14 protein-coding genes and 1 pseudogene are annotated in these 16,925 nt (G+C 39.1%); 7 read left to right on the top strand and 8 right to left on the bottom strand.

What is annotated here, in order from left to right; translation table 11 throughout:
* Positions 1-151: 151 nt before the first annotated feature.
* Entirely contained in the window at positions 152-796 is a 645-nt protein-coding gene (locus tag GBI16_RS15625; protein WP_151707416.1) for a YqiJ family protein, read from the bottom strand.
* A 461-nt stretch (positions 797-1,257) separates the two neighbouring features.
* Positions 1,258-2,271 (bottom strand): tryptophan--tRNA ligase, encoded by a 1,014-nt coding sequence (gene trpS, locus GBI16_RS15620; RefSeq protein WP_086208070.1) that lies wholly within the window; start codon positions 2,269-2,271, stop codon positions 1,258-1,260.
* A gap of 198 nt (positions 2,272-2,469) precedes the next feature.
* On the opposite strand from trpS, the gene GBI16_RS15615 reads away from it, so the two are divergent.
* Both GBI16_RS15615 and GBI16_RS15610 read left to right on the top strand, forming a co-directional pair.
* Positions 2,470-3,396 (top strand): DUF808 domain-containing protein, encoded by a 927-nt coding sequence (locus GBI16_RS15615; RefSeq protein ID WP_086208069.1) that lies wholly within the window; start codon positions 2,470-2,472, stop codon positions 3,394-3,396.
* 41 nt (positions 3,397-3,437) lie between these two features.
* Positions 3,438-4,343, top strand: coding sequence for a neutral zinc metallopeptidase (locus GBI16_RS15610; RefSeq protein WP_086208068.1), 906 nt, complete (start codon positions 3,438-3,440; stop codon positions 4,341-4,343).
* Between the two features lie 58 nt (positions 4,344-4,401).
* Here GBI16_RS15610 and GBI16_RS15605 read toward each other — a convergent pair whose 3' ends face one another.
* Entirely contained in the window at positions 4,402-4,959 is a 558-nt protein-coding gene (locus GBI16_RS15605) for a hypothetical protein (RefSeq protein WP_151707415.1), read from the bottom strand.
* A 223-nt stretch (positions 4,960-5,182) separates the two neighbouring features.
* Here GBI16_RS15605 and GBI16_RS15600 point away from each other — a divergent pair, with 223 nt between their 5' ends.
* Positions 5,183-6,682 carry a sodium:proton antiporter gene (locus tag GBI16_RS15600; protein ID WP_086208066.1) on the top strand — a complete coding sequence of 500 codons (1,500 nt, stop codon included), beginning with the start codon at positions 5,183-5,185 and terminating at the stop codon, positions 6,680-6,682.
* A 542-nt stretch (positions 6,683-7,224) separates the two neighbouring features.
* Here GBI16_RS15600 and GBI16_RS15595 read toward each other — a convergent pair.
* On the bottom strand, positions 7,225-8,115 hold the full coding sequence (locus GBI16_RS15595) for a DUF4198 domain-containing protein (protein WP_151707414.1): 891 nt from the start codon (positions 8,113-8,115) through the stop codon (positions 7,225-7,227).
* 323 nt (positions 8,116-8,438) lie between these two features.
* On the opposite strand from GBI16_RS15595, the gene GBI16_RS15590 reads away from it, so the two are divergent.
* The 3 genes and pseudogenes from GBI16_RS15590 (at position 8,439) to GBI16_RS15580 (ending at position 12,115) form a co-directional block, all read left to right on the top strand.
* A complete protein-coding gene (locus GBI16_RS15590; RefSeq protein WP_151707413.1) occupies positions 8,439-10,013 on the top strand; it encodes a DUF2271 domain-containing protein in 1,575 nt (524 codons plus the stop codon).
* A 34-nt stretch (positions 10,014-10,047) separates the two neighbouring features.
* On the top strand, positions 10,048-10,638 hold the full coding sequence (locus GBI16_RS15585) for a PepSY-associated TM helix domain-containing protein (RefSeq protein ID WP_151707412.1): 591 nt from the start codon (positions 10,048-10,050) through the stop codon (positions 10,636-10,638).
* Between the two features lie 9 nt (positions 10,639-10,647).
* Positions 10,648-12,115: pseudogene (locus tag GBI16_RS15580) on the top strand (sulfite reductase subunit alpha).
* Positions 12,116-12,124: 9 nt separating this feature from the next.
* Here GBI16_RS15580 and GBI16_RS15575 read toward each other — a convergent pair.
* Positions 12,125-12,346, bottom strand: coding sequence for a DUF6500 family protein (locus GBI16_RS15575; protein ID WP_151707411.1), 222 nt, complete (start codon positions 12,344-12,346; stop codon positions 12,125-12,127).
* A 159-nt stretch (positions 12,347-12,505) separates the two neighbouring features.
* Positions 12,506-14,569 (bottom strand): TonB-dependent siderophore receptor, encoded by a 2,064-nt coding sequence (locus GBI16_RS15570; RefSeq protein WP_151707410.1) that lies wholly within the window; start codon positions 14,567-14,569, stop codon positions 12,506-12,508.
* 172 nt (positions 14,570-14,741) lie between these two features.
* On the opposite strand from GBI16_RS15570, the gene GBI16_RS15565 reads away from it, so the two are divergent.
* Complete coding sequence (locus tag GBI16_RS15565; RefSeq protein WP_086208059.1) at positions 14,742-15,065, top strand: MGMT family protein; 324 nt, start codon at positions 14,742-14,744, stop codon at positions 15,063-15,065.
* Positions 15,066-15,108: 43 nt separating this feature from the next.
* Here the strand turns inward: GBI16_RS15565 and GBI16_RS15560 are convergent, their stop codons facing one another.
* Complete coding sequence (locus GBI16_RS15560) at positions 15,109-15,549, bottom strand: universal stress protein (RefSeq protein WP_086208058.1); 441 nt, start codon at positions 15,547-15,549, stop codon at positions 15,109-15,111.
* A 514-nt stretch (positions 15,550-16,063) separates the two neighbouring features.
* Complete coding sequence (locus tag GBI16_RS15555) at positions 16,064-16,729, bottom strand: hypothetical protein (RefSeq protein WP_086208057.1); 666 nt, start codon at positions 16,727-16,729, stop codon at positions 16,064-16,066.
* Between the last annotated feature and the right edge of the window lie 196 nt (positions 16,730-16,925).

The raw sequence follows: 16,925 nt of genomic DNA, 5'->3' as shown, positions 1-16,925 counted from the left end.
GATGAATATATCTCAGAAATCACTCAACGTTTGAATCATCGCCCAAGAAAAAGACTCAGCTTTAAAAGTCCGAGTCAGGTATTATGGCAACAACATGGTGTTGCACTTCAAATGCTAATCTAAGAGTTATAAATGAAGAATTAAAAAGTGACTAAACGGAAATGGCCTTAAAGCCAATATGGGTTTTTTGGGTCAAAATGACTTCTTGACCTTGTGAAAAATGAATATCAGCTTCGGGTTCAACCATAATATAGTGGGTTTGTCCAAATTGGTCTTTTACGCGTGCCTGCGCAGGCGAGTTGACTTTCGCTTCTCCCAAAACAATCAAAGCTGTGCGACCAATCAGCTCTTCACTATAAATGGCTGTGGTTTCATCTTGAGGTAAAATCTTGGCAATCAGCATTGCACTATAGCGAATGAAAGGCATCGAGACGACAAGACAAAGTGGTGCGATAATCCATGCACTGAAATATGTGGCAGTGAAGCTCTGAATTATGGATTGCAGAATAAAGCCAGATAAACTATATAAAGTCAGAAAGATAATCAGCCAGACCAATAAAGGAACACGGCCGATAAAGAGCCAGTCTAATAAAGCATTCAGCCAACCCTGATCAGCATCTAAAGCAATATCAACATCTTTAGACGTACTGAGATCATCGGGTAAGAATTGGTCGAGTAAACCTTGTGAACCTCCACCAAAAACCAATAAAATCAGTTCCAGAAGCCCCAATAGAAACATGAGGCATAAACAAATGCTAAAAATTAAATTAGAAGGGTGAGTAAATAATTCCCACATTTGAAAGATTCTCTATTTTTATGCTGTTGTCTGTTAAGTATAAATTTTTAAACAGAATTGTATTAAAACTGAACTTTAGCATAGCACCCAAATTAATGAATGTCTAAGCGAGTTACAGCATAAATTGGCAAGAGTTTGCATGTGGTTTTATAAAATTCAGACAAAAAAATACGCAATGATTGGGGTTTTCATTGCGTAGAACTACGAATCTGTTGTTACACAGTTTCGGTAAAAAGGAGAAATGTTATATCTCAGAGGTTAATCTAAGCTATGAAGTTATAATAATCGCTGAGGACGGTTATTTCATGAGTATTCACGTTAAGTACTGTAAATTTAGGTTAACAAGCGACGTAAAATGTCACTTTTAAGTTGAAAATAGCTTATTTTATATTCAAAAAAGCCTTTCTCAAAGAGAAAGGCATTTAGTCGCTCATTGAAACGTATTTTAATTGCGAATCACTTTAGAAGTGAAATACGCCTAAACCAGATTTCACTTCATCTAAAGTTTGTTGCGTAATGTCGCGACATTTGTCTGTGCCTGTTTTCAAAATATCCATGATGTAATCAGGATCTTTTGCAAGTTCCATACGACGTTCACGAATTGGGGTAATCAGTTCCTTCAACACGCCTTCAAGGCGTTTTTTCACAGTACCATCACCTAAGCCACCCCGACGATAATGTGCTTTGAGTTCTTCAACTTCTTCTTTGTTTGGATCAAAAGCATCTAAATAAGTAAATACAATATTGCCTTCGACTTGACCTGGATCTTCAATACGTAAGTGGTTCGGATCAGTGTACATTGCATTAACTGCTTTTTTGATGTCTTTATCTGATGCATCAAGCACAATCGTATTACCCAACGATTTAGACATTTTGGCTTTGCCATCAAAGCCTGGTAAACGGCCTACGTTCGAAAGTAGCGCTTTACACTCTGGAAGTAATTCTTGACCAATTTGGCGGTTTAAACGACGCACGATTTCATTGGTCTGTTCAATCATTGGAATTTGGTCTTCACCCACAGGTACAACCGTTGCTTTAAATGCGGTGATATCTGCTGCTTGTGCAACTGGGTAGCATAGGAAACCCGCTGGGATATCACGCTCAAAACCACGCATCTGAATTTCAGATTTGATGGTTGGGTTACGCTCTAAACGAGATACGGTCACAAAGTTGAGATACAACATAGTCAGTTCATTCAGTGCAGGTAAGCTGGATTGCACACAAATGGTGGTTTTGGTTGGGTCAATACCCACGGCTAAGTAATCAGTAGCAACTTCAATAATATTGCGGCGTACTTTTTCAAAGTTATCAGCATTGTCTGTGAAAGCTTGCGCATCTGCTAAGAGTAAATGCTGATGGTGAGAATCCTGTAAACCTACGCGAGAACGTAAAGATCCTACAAAGTGCCCTAAATGAAGTTGTCCCGTTGGACGGTCGCCTGTCAAAATCACAGGACGGTTGTCTTGATTACTCATTACTTTTTTCCAAAGTCGTCTTAGCGACATGCTATTTTCAAAGAATGCAGACATTGTACGGCATAATCTTTTTGAATGTCAGTGTTAAAAAAATGGGAGCGAAAAAAATATAAAATTCAGGCAAATTTCAAAAAACAAATATTCAAAAGGCTAAATCACAGATTAAAATGTCAAAATTCTTAAGATGGATAAAAATAAATGGCGAGTAGCTTATTAATATTACTAGACGATATTGCCACGATATTAGATGACGTTGCTGTCATGAGTAAAATGGCAGCGAAGAAAACAGCAGGGGTTCTTGGTGATGACTTAGCTCTAAATGCGCAGCAGGTGAGTGGAGTTCGTACTGACCGTGAGTTGCCTGTAGTTTGGGCGGTGGCCAAAGGCTCATTTATTAATAAACTGATTTTAGTCCCTGCTGCGCTGTTGATTAGTGTGGTTGCCCCGTGGTTGATCACGCCTTTACTTATGATTGGTGGTTTATTTCTATGCTATGAAGGGGTGGAGAAAGTTTTACACAGCCTGCATCATAAAAAAGCCAAAACTGAAGAAGAAGCTAGTCATGAAATAGCAGCGATTGAAACGGATTTGGCAACTTTTGAAAAAGATAAGGTCAAAGGGGCGATTCGTACCGACTTTATTTTGTCGGCAGAAATTGTGGTGATTTCATTAGGAACTGTAGCTGCTGCTACTTTTTCGACCAAAGTCATGGTGCTATCCGTAATTGCTATCATTATGACAGTAGGGGTATATGGTTTTGTCGCAATGATTGTCAAAATTGATGATTTGGGATTGTATTTGACTGAACAGGCGTCTTCTGTGAAGCAAAGTATTGGTCGTGGTTTATTGGCTTTTGCACCGAAGTTGATGAAGACTTTGACCATTGTGGGAACGATCGCGATGTTTTTGGTGGGGGGGGGCATCATTTCGCATGGTGTGCCTTTATTACATCATTTCACTGAAGGTTCAGTGGATTATGCTGAACATATCCCAACTGTGGGTAGCATCGTAGGTGCATTGACACCAACACTGATAAATCTGGTGATTGGTTTTGTGGCGGGTTTGATTGTTTTAGCTATCATAAGTTTGATTAAAAAAGTTTGGCCGACGTCAAAAAAGGCATAAACTGAATCAGTTAGGCATGAATTAGAAAAAGGAAGCGTGCTATGCGTTGGAAGGGACGTCGAGTCAGTAGTAATGTAGAAGATCGTCGCGGTGGTGGCGGTGTTAAAGCAGGTGGGATCAGCATCTTAGGGTTGATTGTGGCATTTGTGGCATGGAAGTTTTTGGGCGTCGACCCACAGCAGGCGTATCAAGCCACCAAGCAAGTGACGGCTCAAACGGGAGCATCTGAAACTCAAGGTTTGGAGAATCCGACACCTGACCAGCAAGAGGCTATTGAATTTGTTGGGACAGTACTGGCAGATACCGAGGACACGTGGAGCCAAGTGTTCCAACAGCAGTTAGGGCAGCAATATGTCCCACCGAAGTTGGTGATGTTTTCTGGCGCGGTGAATTCAGGTTGTGGTACTGCTCAATCTGCGATGGGACCGTTTTACTGCCCTGCAGATCAAAAAGTATATATCGACACCGCTTTCTTTAAAGATATGCGTACACAGATGGGGATTGGTGGTGAACAAAACCAAACAGAACTGAACCGTCAAGACCAAGCGGGTGACTTTGCTCAAGCTTATGTCGTCGCGCATGAAGTCGGGCATCATATTCAGACGCTTTTGGGTATTTCTGAACAGGTGCAGCAGGCACGTGCGCAGGGTTCACAAACTCAAGGCAATGCTTTATCAGTACGCCAAGAGTTACAAGCTGACTGTTTAGCGGGTGTCTGGGCGCATCATAATAATCAACGTACTCAGTTCTTAGAACAGGGGGATATTGAAGAAGCCATGGATGCTGCAAATAAGATTGGCGATGATTACTTGCAAAAGCGTGCAACTGGTCAGGTTGTGCCAGATAGCTTTACCCACGGAACCAGTCAGCAACGTATGAAATGGTTTGAGACAGGATTCAAATCTGGCCAGCTCAACAGTTGTGATACCTTTAATCAGGCAATTTAAGCTATTTGTAATAAAAAAGGCGATTAAACGCCTTTTTTTATTTCGATATATTGGATTTTTATCGGTTTAAGAATTGTTTAAAGTTTCGTGCAATACGCACGCTCACATAAAGTGCGATGAGTGCAAATAGCAATACACCAAAAATCACATACTTTAAGTTACTCACATCCGCACGGTAAAATTGTTGAATCTGCTCTGCTGTGTAACGCAACGTTTTGATTTGCTGAGTACGAGTGTCGAGATAACTGACTTGTTGGATATAATTAAACGGACCTGCTTTGAAAAGTTCAATGGACTGAATTTGACGGGTATGTTGTTCGTTGTAGTCATCCACACAAATGTCAGTTAAATAATGATCGCAACTGAGTTTAGCAATATAGCCTTGATTCGCCACATGCAAATAAATATGCTCATCTGGGGCTTTATTATTTGAAAGTAAAACCAAAGTTTGCTCAGGGCTAGAGTTCATTTTAAAAGTTTGTGCTGCGGCAAAATTCTGGTCTGCTTGCCAGATATCTTTGCCTTTAGCAAAACAAGTCAAGAACAACGCAAAAGTTGTTAAGAAAATAATCAGTGCGAAGAACATTCGAAAGACTGTTTTAAAGGTGAATGGCATAGGAGATCAAACTTTAAAAATGGGGAAGATCACGCATAAAAGACATGCATCGGCACTATGTTAATTCATCATCAAAAGAAATGTTAAAAAAATTATTTTTTTCGGGCGTTGAACTGAAAAATGATTAGAATATTTTGACGAAGCATGTTTATGGCATCATTATTTATGGTCTTAATAAGGATCTAAAGTCGTAATCAGCCCCACCGCCCAATTTGGAAGTTCAATGGGAAATTATTTTTTTCTACAAGTTTTTACCGTTATTTTTGCATTATCTATTGCAACCACTATTTTTAATAAACGTATTTTAGGTTTTCCCCAAGCCATCGGCGTGCCGATTGTTTCTGCTATTTTTGTCTTTATTTTGCAGTGGGGTGCAAGTCTGCTAAGTGGCAATCAGTTTATAACCATCAATATTCATAACATTGAAGATGCTGTACGGCACATTGATTTTTATGACTTTCTAATCAATGGTGTGATCTGCTTCATTTTGACCTCATCCGCATTGAAGTTCAAAGTTTCAGATTTACGTAGTCATTGGAAACCGATCAGTATTTTAGCCAGTATTGCGCTGGTATTGTGTGCTGTGTTCTTTGGGGTGGCGCTCTATGGTTATCAGTTCCTGATTGGGCAGCATGTCGATTTATTGGTACTTTTACTGTTGGGTGCCGCATTGGGTGCAACGGATCCGATTGGGATCAAAGGCGTGCTCAGTTCTATACGTGCACCACATCATTTAATGGTCAAGCTCGAAGGCGAATCACTGTTTAATGATGCGATGTGTATTGCCTTGTTTATGACTTTATTAAATGTCTTACAAGGTGAAAACTTTACTGTTATAGGTGTATTACAGACCTTACTCTATGAAATCTTTGTCGCTGTTATTATTGGTTGGGCATTTGGTTTAGGAATTCTGCGTTTACTGCGTGGTAAGCACGAAATGGAATCCCTCATTTTAACCACAGCACTCTTGGCTTGTGGTTCGTATTTGGTTGCATTGTTTGCGCATGCCTCAGCACCGATTGCATGCGTTATAGGTGGTTTGATCGTAGGGAACAAGTGGAAAGAAATTTTACAAGAACGTGAAATACGTGAAGTAAACCATTTTTGGCATACGGTTGAAGGGATTATTAACTCGTTCTTATTCACCTTAATTGGTTTGGAACTGTTTATTTTAGATCTCAGTTTTAGTTTGATCTTTGGTGGCATCGTCGCTTTTATTATTCTGCATGCTTCACGTTTTGCAGCCAACTATTTATCTTTTGCTTTTTTCCCATCTTTCCGTAAGAAAAGCTATAACGGTAGTTTGGCTATTCTGTCATGGGGTGGGGTACGTGGGGGAATTTCTCTAGCGCTGATCTTAGCTGTTGCCAACGTACCCGAGTTGAGCGAATACAGCAGTATCCTGATAGGCTATACCTTTATCGCAGTGTTGCTCTCAGGGGTTGTTTGTGGTTTGGGATTACCAGCAGTTATGAATGCTTTTTACTACAATCCGAATGAGGAAAAGACTGGTTTTAAGGGCTGGTATCAACGATTATGCAATAGGATGAACCGTAAAGGGTTTAAGTACATCATAGGTGAAGATACGCAAGGCAATGAAACTATTATCGTTTATCAGCCAGAGGCCTTGATTGATATCAAAGCCGATGATGGTATTGCAGCAGTGCATAATCCTGAGCGAGTCCAAGAAGTGAAACGTTTGGAAAGTCCTGATAATTTTTAGTTATTTGGCTGTACTAATACCATAATTGAGATATACATGTTCTTTTATACATTTAATAGATGATGAAACGTATTGAGTTTCATTTATATCAGGCATTTTCAGAGAATATTAAATTTCAATGAAAATGCTTTTTTGTTTGATTACTTTTGATTTAGGAAAGAAATGGATTAGATGCAGTACGCGTGTAATGGTTATGTGACTGTATTAGAGCTCTTACAAAAGTCAAAAAATGATTATTCACTGGCAACAAAATAAGTGTCGAAAGTCACTTCTCTCTTGGTGATAAGGTGAGGATGAAGGGATATTCTTCATATAAATACTATCTCTAACCTTACCGTTTAAAAAGGAGAGAGAATTTTCATTATGATTTCAATACAGCTCAAAAAACGACTTATGCAAGAACGCTATTAATCTGCTCGTATTGTGAATGGTGAGCCGTAAATATAAGGATGAGTAAGAGAATAAAAAGATGGTATGTGAAACGAACTAAATGACACAATCGAATAAAGTGGCACTTACAGGGTTGTAAGTGCCAAATCGAGTTATTCTGTTACTTCTACAGTCACGCTATAGGTGTAGGTTTGAGCGGCAGGTTGTTTGGTACTGTCTGGGCTTGCTTCTGGATAGGCTGTCGTAATTAAATAAATACCAGCTTCATTAAATTTAACCTCTACTTCACCTTTCGCATTGGTTTTTACAGGTGGTTGGTCGCGTTTTGCATTTGGTTGGTAACTACTTACACCTTTAAATACATCAACCTCTAAGTTAGGAACGGCTTTGCCATTCATCAAAACTTGTGCTTTTAATGATTCGCCTGTAAATAGCTCATTAGGATGAGTTAAAAACTTAAACTCAAAACCTTTGTTTTCAACATTCGGGATTGGGCTTGGTTTGCCTTTCGTCACAAAACTTTCAGCAATATAGATATTGGTTGTTTGTACAGTTTTTGCATTTGCAGGAACTTGGTCTTCCGCAACAAAACGAGGTGGCTGATTTGCAGGGGCTTGTTGAGGGGCTTTTTGTTCAGCATTTGCTGGCGGTTGTTGCATTGGTGCTGCATTTGCAGGACGTGGTGGGCGTACACGTAGCCAATGCCCATCAACTAAAGCATATTTGGTTGGGTTCCCCGTCGCCTCTTTTGTACGGATCCGATAGGTGCCGTCATCGTTTAAATTGAACTCAGCGATATTAAATTTTTTCAGTTCTGCTGCGGCGTTGATTGATTCAGTTTTACCATTGGGATTTGTAACTTGATAACTGGTTTTGAAGTTACGGCTTGGAACAAAGAATTTTTCTACAGTGATACTACTTTGGAAACTTACACTATCAGATTTACTATCAAATACTTCTGGCAATAAAAAAGGGCTAGCGGTATGAGCAAAACTTAATGTTGGTAGCGCAGACAGTAATGCAATCGTAATGAACTGACGCATGAGACTTCCTTATAAAGATAAATAAGCAAAAATGGCAAATATTTGTGACAATTTACTTGATAACGAGTATCAATTTCAATATTATTTCGATAAATTTTTAATCAGCCATCTGAAAAAATAGATGATCAATTAAAAGTTATTTCCCTTGTTTGTGTAGCGTCTAAATTTTGATTGATCTTATTGATTTTACTAAAAATATGGTCAGCATTTAAACTGTGATATCGCTAAACACCAGATGAGCATTAAGATAGAGTTAAGAACATTACTTTAAAATTTATACAGCACTAAATTTGAAGTAAGTCTTGGAGCATGGAACCCCTAGTATGTCATCAACTCAACAACTTTTCCGCCCAGTACAGATAATCTTCCGTTTATCACCGTTGATGGCAGCGTTGGCTGTATTCATGTCACCAATCACAGCGATTCAAGCCAATGAGCGAAGTCTCAGTGAGAATGTGATACAACAATCAGAGTCAGCTCAAGCACCAAGTTATCGTTTTCATCAAGATCATGTGCTAGGCACTTCTTTAGATGTTGTGGTTACGACATCTCAGCAACAAGATGCAGAAAAGGCATTACAAGCGATTCAGACAGAAATTGCTCGACTTGATCAGATTCTTTCAGTTTGGCGTGATGATAGTGAAATTAGCCAATTAAATCGTGAACACCAAATTTCGGCTTCATCTGAGCTTTATGATGTTGTCGCAGCTTGTGAACAATGGCGCAGTGCAACGTGTGGCGGCTTTGATGCACGTTTGGGGCAATTGATCCAGCTATGGGAACAAAGCAATCAAGTTCAACGTTTGGATGACAATACTCAAGAATCATTATTGCGTCAGTTACAAACTCAGAGTATTGAACTGAATCCTGTAACCAAGCAGATTAAAACACCATCAGCAGTTAAAATCGCACCTGATGCTTATGCTAAGGGTTATGTGATTGACCGTGCTTTGTTGGCGGCAAAACAAGCTGTGCCACATTTACAAGGGATTCTGATTGATATTGGTGGTGATATGCGTGTTTGGGGGCAATCACCTCAACAAGCAGGCTGGAAAGTCGGTATACAAGACCCGAATGAACGTTTTGATAATGTTGCACCAACTCAGGTACTCAACCTGAAAAATCAAGCAGTGGCTTTTAGTGGTCAAGGCTATCGTGGATTCGCAGATCAATCACATTTGTTAAACCCACACACAGGGCAACCGATTCAGAACGTTGAACAATGTGTTGTCGTTGGACAATGTGCTGCTGATTCAGATGCATTGGCAACGGCATTAACCGCAATGCCTGCGCCTGAAGGCATGCAATTGATTGAACAACTCGTCGGTTATGAGGCTCAACTTGTTGCAACAGATGGTACACGTTATCAAAGTTCAGGATGGTCATCATTATTAGATGCCAATCAACCTGCTCTAATGCGTCATGTTGCGGCGAATGGCGCAGCAACCGCTTGGCCAAAGGGCTATCAAGCTCAGTTAGAAGTGAATATTCCAAAGATTGCTGTCGATAACTATCGTGCGCCTTATGTTTCAGTTTGGGTGACGGACAGTGATAAAAAGATTGTGCGCACTCTAGCGGTTTGGGGTAAAGATGAGAAGTGGATTAACTCTAACTATGTTTGGTGGCGTCGATATGGTCGTCAAATGCCAAACCTAGATGCAGTTGCAAAACCTTCACGTCAACCAGGACAATATAAGTTGGCGTGGGATGGTAAAGACGAAGTGGGTAAAATGGTGAAAGCGGGTAAATATATCATTCATATTGAAACCTCGCGTGAACATGGTGATCACTCTTATCAAACCATTGAGTTGAATATCACACCAAAATCAGCGACACAAACACTTCCTGCTCAAGCAGAGATTGGTACAGTTAAATTGAATTTCCAACGTGGTGCTTAAGCTTTAGCATCACTCCATCTATGAGGCTAGTCCCTTGTATCAACGCCGTGATTTTTACCGCCATGCACGTTATGTGCATGGTTGGCTTTCTGCCTTTGCCTTTATCGTTTTGATCTTCTTTGCTGCCACAGGTCTATTTCTCAATAACCCTGATTGGTTTAAATCAAAGAATGCGGAGCAGACCACCACATTTACTTTACCGTCTACATTGGTTGAGTCTCTGCAAAAACAAGAGAACCCAAGTCAAAGTATTGTTGAATATGTTCGTACAAAACAACCTTTGATTGGTCGTTATAAAAGTAGCGAAGTGATGGATGGTGAGGTGATGATTCGTCTCGAAAGCCCAGCAGGTTCAACAGACCTATGGGTATTGCTCGACAATGGTGATGTTGAGATGACGCAGAAATCAGCCACTACTGTTTCACTATTGAATGATCTGCATCGTGGAAAAAACGTTGGAACGGCTTGGCATTGGTTAATTGATATTAGTGCAATTATCATAATTTTATTATCGTTGGCAGGCTATATTCTATTCCTGACCATCAAAACCCGTTTAGTGACGCATCTGCTTGTAACGGCATGTAGTTTAGCGGCAATTATTTTGCTCATTTGGTCTGCTATTTAAGGTGAAAGGATGACTCAAGCTGTACTGACGATTATTGTGATATTGGCAATATTATTGAGCCTACATCTTTTTATAATCGTTTGGTTGTTATGGCAACAACGTCATGCTAAGCAAAAAGCGAATCAAGATCACCCTGCTTATTTAGTGGTGTATGCCAGTCAATCGGGACATGCTGAATCTTGGGCAAAGCATACGACTGAGCAATTACGTTTAATTGATCATCACACTACAATTCGAAATATTCAAGAATTGAGTATTGCTGATTTAACCGAACATCAACGAATTCTATGGGTGGTGAGTACCTATGGAGAAGGTGATGCACCTGATGCTGCCCAGTCATTTGTCCATAAAATATTGTCTCAATCTTTAGATTTATCGCATTTATCCTTCGCAGTGCTTGCATTGGGCGATAAACGCTATGCGAATTTTTGTCAGTTCGGACAAACATTGGAACAATGGTTATTGAAGCAACAAGCACAGACTTTATTTCCGACAGTTCTTGTGGATCAACTCAATAGTCATGATTTAGAACAATGGTTACTGGGCTTGGAGCAGTTAACCACCACTCGGTTTTCAGCGCTATCCATTGAAAAAGAGAGTGTGGAATTAAAATTTGCTCATCGCCAATGCCTGAATAAAGGCAGTATCGGGGACGCAATTTATAAAATTCAGTTGAGTTTCGAACAAGATTTGGTTTGGTCGTCAGGTGATATTTTAGAAATTCAATGTGAAAATAATACGACTGATATTCACGATTTTTTAGTAGCACAACAGCAAAAAGATGCAGTGGATTTCATTCCTCAACTACGCCGCTTAAATTTAACTACCACCTAGAGCCTCGCTTCCATTTGCAGAATGGATTACACAATTTGAATCTCTAGCTCAGCGTGAATATTCGATTGCGAGTTTGCCTGAAAATGGTTTAATTGAATTAGTGGTGAGGCAGCAACAGACTGAATCAGGTTTAGGTTTAGGTTCAGGTTGGTTGACGGTGGGGTTGGAGCAAGATCAATCACTGCAAGCTAATATTCGTCATAATCCAAGTTTCCACTTAGCTCATGATGAGCGACCACTGATTTTAATTGGCAATGGTACGGGAATCGCAGGTCTGGTCGCACATTTACGTCAACGTGAGCATTGGGGATATAAAAACAATTGGCTGATTTTTGGTGAAAGACAGCAGCAGTTTGATCATTTATACCAAACAGAGATTCGCTATTGGCAGCAGCATGGTTTTCTGGATCAGGTGGATTATGCTTTTTCACGTGATCAGGCTGAAAAAGTCTATGTGCAAGATTGTCTAAGAACACAATCGGTTCAATTACAGACATGGATTGCACAAGGTGCAGCGATATATGTCTGTGGTAGTTTGCAAGGCATGGCGAGCGGTGTGGATCAAGTCCTCAAAGAGATTTTAGGGCATGAGCACGTAGAACAGCTTAAGCATGAACAGCGTTATCAACGCGATGTGTATTAAGTCGTTTGATTAATCGGATTGGGCTAAGACCAGTGCTTTAATCTTGTCAGCTTTCTCAAAATGATTCAGTCGATGTTCGATGATCCACCAATGGGCAGCTTCCATTAAGCGTTCAGGATCATCATTTTTATTGGCAAAAAAGGCATAGAAAGAAAGTCCAACGTTACTGCCTTTTTTTGCAATTTTTTCATCGCAGACCTGTACGATTTTGGTTTTGAGTTCGGCTCTCATATTATCTTCTAAGCACTGATGAAAGTAGAATACAGATCATAGCATTTCCAATATCAGGAATTTTCATAATTCGATTTTTAATACCTAGCTTGAAATCTAAAAAGCCAGCTATAAAAATAGCTGGCTTGTGTTGATCAAGAATAAACCTAGCAGAGAAATTTAGAACTTCTTCTCAAGAGAGAATTGGAAACTAGGCATGCCTTGGTTGGTTCTTGCTTGATATAAACTGCCGTCAGACTGATTGGTCAATCGTTCTTTATAATCCGTGCTTAATACATTGTTCAGATTCAAACTTGCTGCCCAACCATCAGTAAAGCGTTTAGTTGCGCTCAGATCCACACCAAAACGTTCATTGGTGGTTCGATCATAAGGTTGACCATCTAAACCACGCGTAAATTCAGGTGTATAGCTCACATTGATACTGGTAGAAAGTTGCCATGGCTTAAAGTTATAAGATAAACCTGCGCTTGTGTTGTAGGGTGCAACATCACTCACTAAACGTTGATTGTGTTGCTCATCTTCAACTTTGGCACGGATGGTTGATACTTGCCCATTCAGCATAAATGAATGACCCGCATCCGTTTGTTTCAACGCATAACGCCCAGAAAGCTCAACGCCGTAAGTTGTTGCTTCATTTTGGTTTTGTGGACGCTCAACATAGCGAGAGCCTTCAAGTGCAATCACTTTTTCGATGTAGTCCTTAATTTTACGGTGATACGCCGTTAAGCTAACACCACCACTTGCTGAGTCATAAGCCAGTGTTGATTCGGCAGCACGGATTTTTTCTGGTTTTAAGTTTGGATTGCCACCGCGATCAGGGTTGTTTAATGAACCCGCATCACTATCTGTAGAAACAGTCACATTCGAAACAAGGCGTTCAGTCTTTGGAGTGTTAAACGCTTGGCTGAGATTGGTTTGGATCGACCATTGCTCAGTCAAGTCAAAACGGTAAGCCAGTACAGGACTCAAATGTTGATCTTGATAATTGACTAAACCTGAGCGTTTCAACCATTCTTGGCGCGCACCCAAAGTCACAGTTTGACGATCTGTAAAACGCCAACTTCCCTCAGCATAGAGGGCATAGCGTTGTTCATCTAAGCTTTCGCTGACATTGCTCTCTAGATTATTACTACGTAGGTCAGTACCAAATTTAATTTGACGATCTGGGTCTAATTTACGCATACCATCATAAGCTAAACCATATTCATGAATGGTTTCATCGGTATAAATGGTATTTTGAGGTGAGCGTGTGAGTTGAGTTTCGGTTTGGCGTTCAGCAGATAATTTGATTTTATCGCTGAGATCTTTGTCTTTACGCTCATAACGTGTGTTTAAACGAATGCTATCATTTTTATCATCTTGAGTTTGATTGGTAGAAGAACCTTCTATTTTCATGTTGCGATAGGATAATTCAGCAATCAATTTTTGTTGATCATCAAGCTCATATTCTAAACGTGGCATAAACATCTGCATGGTACGGTTAAGAGTACGTAATTGTTCTCGCGTTTCAGTTGCAGTTTCAGTTTTAGTAAGCGACGTATTATCAACCCACATTTGATTTGCAGCAACACTATATGACCAAGCATTGTCACGGCCATCGGCTTGGACACTGATTTTCTGCTCACTCTTAGATTGTTTTTCAGAGTTTTCATACTTGCCATAACCGACTTTGACTGAACCGCTTAAGCGATTATTCAGAGGTTCTTTTAGAATAATATTGATCACGGCTGATGATGCAACGGAAGCTTGGGCAACACTTGGTTGCTTAACCACTTCAATGCGTTCAATCATTTCAGGGGTAAGGGTATCAATAATAGACATCCCACCACGAGGCCCCCCTTGTACTGGCTCACCATTAATTAGAAATGTGGGACCAGCACCGCCGCGAAAACGCATTCCAGAAGCACCACCACCACCGCGAGGATCTTGCCCAGGTGTTGGAAGCTGAAAACCTGCAGAGCGGCGTAAAGCATCCATGACCGATTGATCGCCATATTGCAGCATTTCATCTCGGGTAATGACTGTTTTGGCTACAGCACTAATATCATCATCTTTTTGCTTTTGTGGCTCGTCATCCGCTTTAAAAGAGAGTGTGGGTAAAACTTTTGGGGTCGATTCATTATCAGGGGGAGCACTTGTATCAAGTGCAAATATGGATGAACTGATACTGAGTAAGGTAGAGCTAAGTATGCTCAGCTTTCCATAGTAGAACGGATGTCCCATTAAAATACCCCAAAGAAAAATAAAATTATTTTGTATGTAGCGTAGTGTAAAATTATGTAGAAAAATGCAACTTTTTCTAAAATAATTATAGTTGCACACGAATTTTTAGAAAATTGTTATTCGTGACTTTATGGTGAGTTATTTTTAGTCGTCAAAAAAAGGATAGGTCTGCATGGCGGAGGCGATAGTTAAAGAATTGGCACCCATGATTTTTCAAGTGATTGCCCAAATTCCGTATGGTCGTGTAGCGAGTTATGGACAAATTGCACGCTTAGCAGGCATCCCAAAACATGCACGTTTGGTGGGCTATGTGCTGAAACATATGGATGCAGACAGTAGTTTGCCTTGGTATCGGGTCATTAACTCACAAGGGAAAATTAGCCTAAGTAAACTCAATGATCAGGGACAGAATATTCAAGCACAGTTACTTATGGCAGAGGGTATTTTAGTGGTTGGGGATAAAGTGAAAATGAAAGAGTTTCAATGGAATATTTAAAATAGACATGCTCTACCTCCGTGGAAGTAGAGCATTTGATATATTACTGACGAACAACTAAAACAGGAATGTGCGCTTCACCTAAAACACTTTGCGCAACGCTACCTAGGAATAAACGCTTTAAACCTGTACGACCATGAGAGCCGATCACAATCAAATCTGCCTTAGATGTTTCAGCTTCTCTGATAATTTCACGGTGAATCACCTGACCTTCAAGTAGTTTTGCTTCAACAGGAATATCGAGATCACTAAATTTAGCTGCTGCTTCCTCTAATGTTTTCAAAACTGAAGTACGCGCACGTTCAATTAAGTCATTGGTTTGAGTTGCAGAAATATATTCAGCCGCAATATAAGGGTCAAGTGCAAGCACCTGAACGACTGTAATTTTACCGCCAAATGCTTTTGCAAGTTCAGCCGCTTGCGCAACTGCTGCATATGAAGTTTCGGAACCGTCTACTGGGACTAAAATGTTTTGGTAAGCCATTGTTGTTTCTCCTTATTATCCACTCTGATTATGTACAAACTGCTGTTCTAATGTATCACTGTTCAAATACAGCCCATACCTTGATATTAGCTGTATTTTTTAAAGAATAAAACCTAGTAATTTCATACGGATATTTGTATATGAAATGCTAATTTTTCACTTCTAAATTAGCATAAAAGCGCGTGAATAATAATCAATTTAACACTAAAGTTGAATGTAAATGTAGCGTTTAGGAAACATAGGCTTTGTCTAAAAAATAGCTTATATTTATGAATGGCTTATATGTCGTTCTCTGTATAAGGAGAAATCGTTCTGCATCAGTCGCGGGATAACGGCTGAAAACACTTTCGTCATCTTTGAGGCGGACTGAAGTGTGAAAATTTTAGCGCTTAACTTAGATTTGGTTAAATTATCACTAGATGGTGGAATGGCTTTCATTGACAATAAAATATTAAGAAATTGATGAAAAATGCTAGCCAAATGAATCAAAATCAGATGGTGAACAAATAACAACCTAATCTAAGGATATGTTTTTATTTTTAATTAATTTGTATGTGAATAAAAAACAACCTCCTAAATAGAATATAATAAAAAATATTTTTAAATAATTCTCTTTCTTATATTTTTTATTGAAATATTTTTCATCATAAATAATATTGTTGTTTTTAAGGTAAAAAGCATAATTTCTTGAGAAAAAATTGCTTTGAATATATTTGATATAAATTTCTTGATCAATTTTATTATAAAATGGGCAACTTAATTCTGAAATTGAACATTCAACTAGAATTATTGATTTATCTTGTTTATTTTCTAATGTTAGACTGTTATAAGATGATGGTTCAATTACACTATCCCTTCCCGTCATACTCCCCATTTGCCGTGTTCTAACTTTTGTCTCTTTAATCAAGTAGTAACCTTCAAAGACTTGACCATTATTCCAATAATAATTGGGATTTTTATAGAGCAATGACAGACAAGCATAAATTAAGCTTAGTAGCATTACTAGAATGATAAAAAAAGACTGTATTTTCTTATTTTCTAGATAAGCGCTTACAGAAAAAAGTACACCTCCATTAAATATTAATATATATGAGAAATAACTTTCAAAAAATAAGAATGTAATAATTATTTGAAAACCAAAATAAATATAAATAATTTTATGTTTTAAAAATTTCTCCATATTGTGTAATTCCTAGTTTTTAAGCAACTGATTATTCTTGTTCTTGATTTTTAAATAAAATATCTGATTGGCTTTGTTGCACAAAGCTATTCTTGAAGGCTTCTTCAGTAATATAATTTCCAGATGAAGAAGCCTACACCTAAAATCTATCGTACAACCAATTGGTCCTCGTATAACCAAGCTTTAATCAAGCGAG

The sequence above is a fragment of the Acinetobacter sp. TUM15064 genome (genome assembly GCF_008980265.1).
Taxonomy (GTDB): domain Bacteria; phylum Pseudomonadota; class Gammaproteobacteria; order Pseudomonadales; family Moraxellaceae; genus Acinetobacter.
Note: the sequence above shows the minus strand (reverse complement) of the source record. Positions and strands in the feature narration are given on the sequence as shown.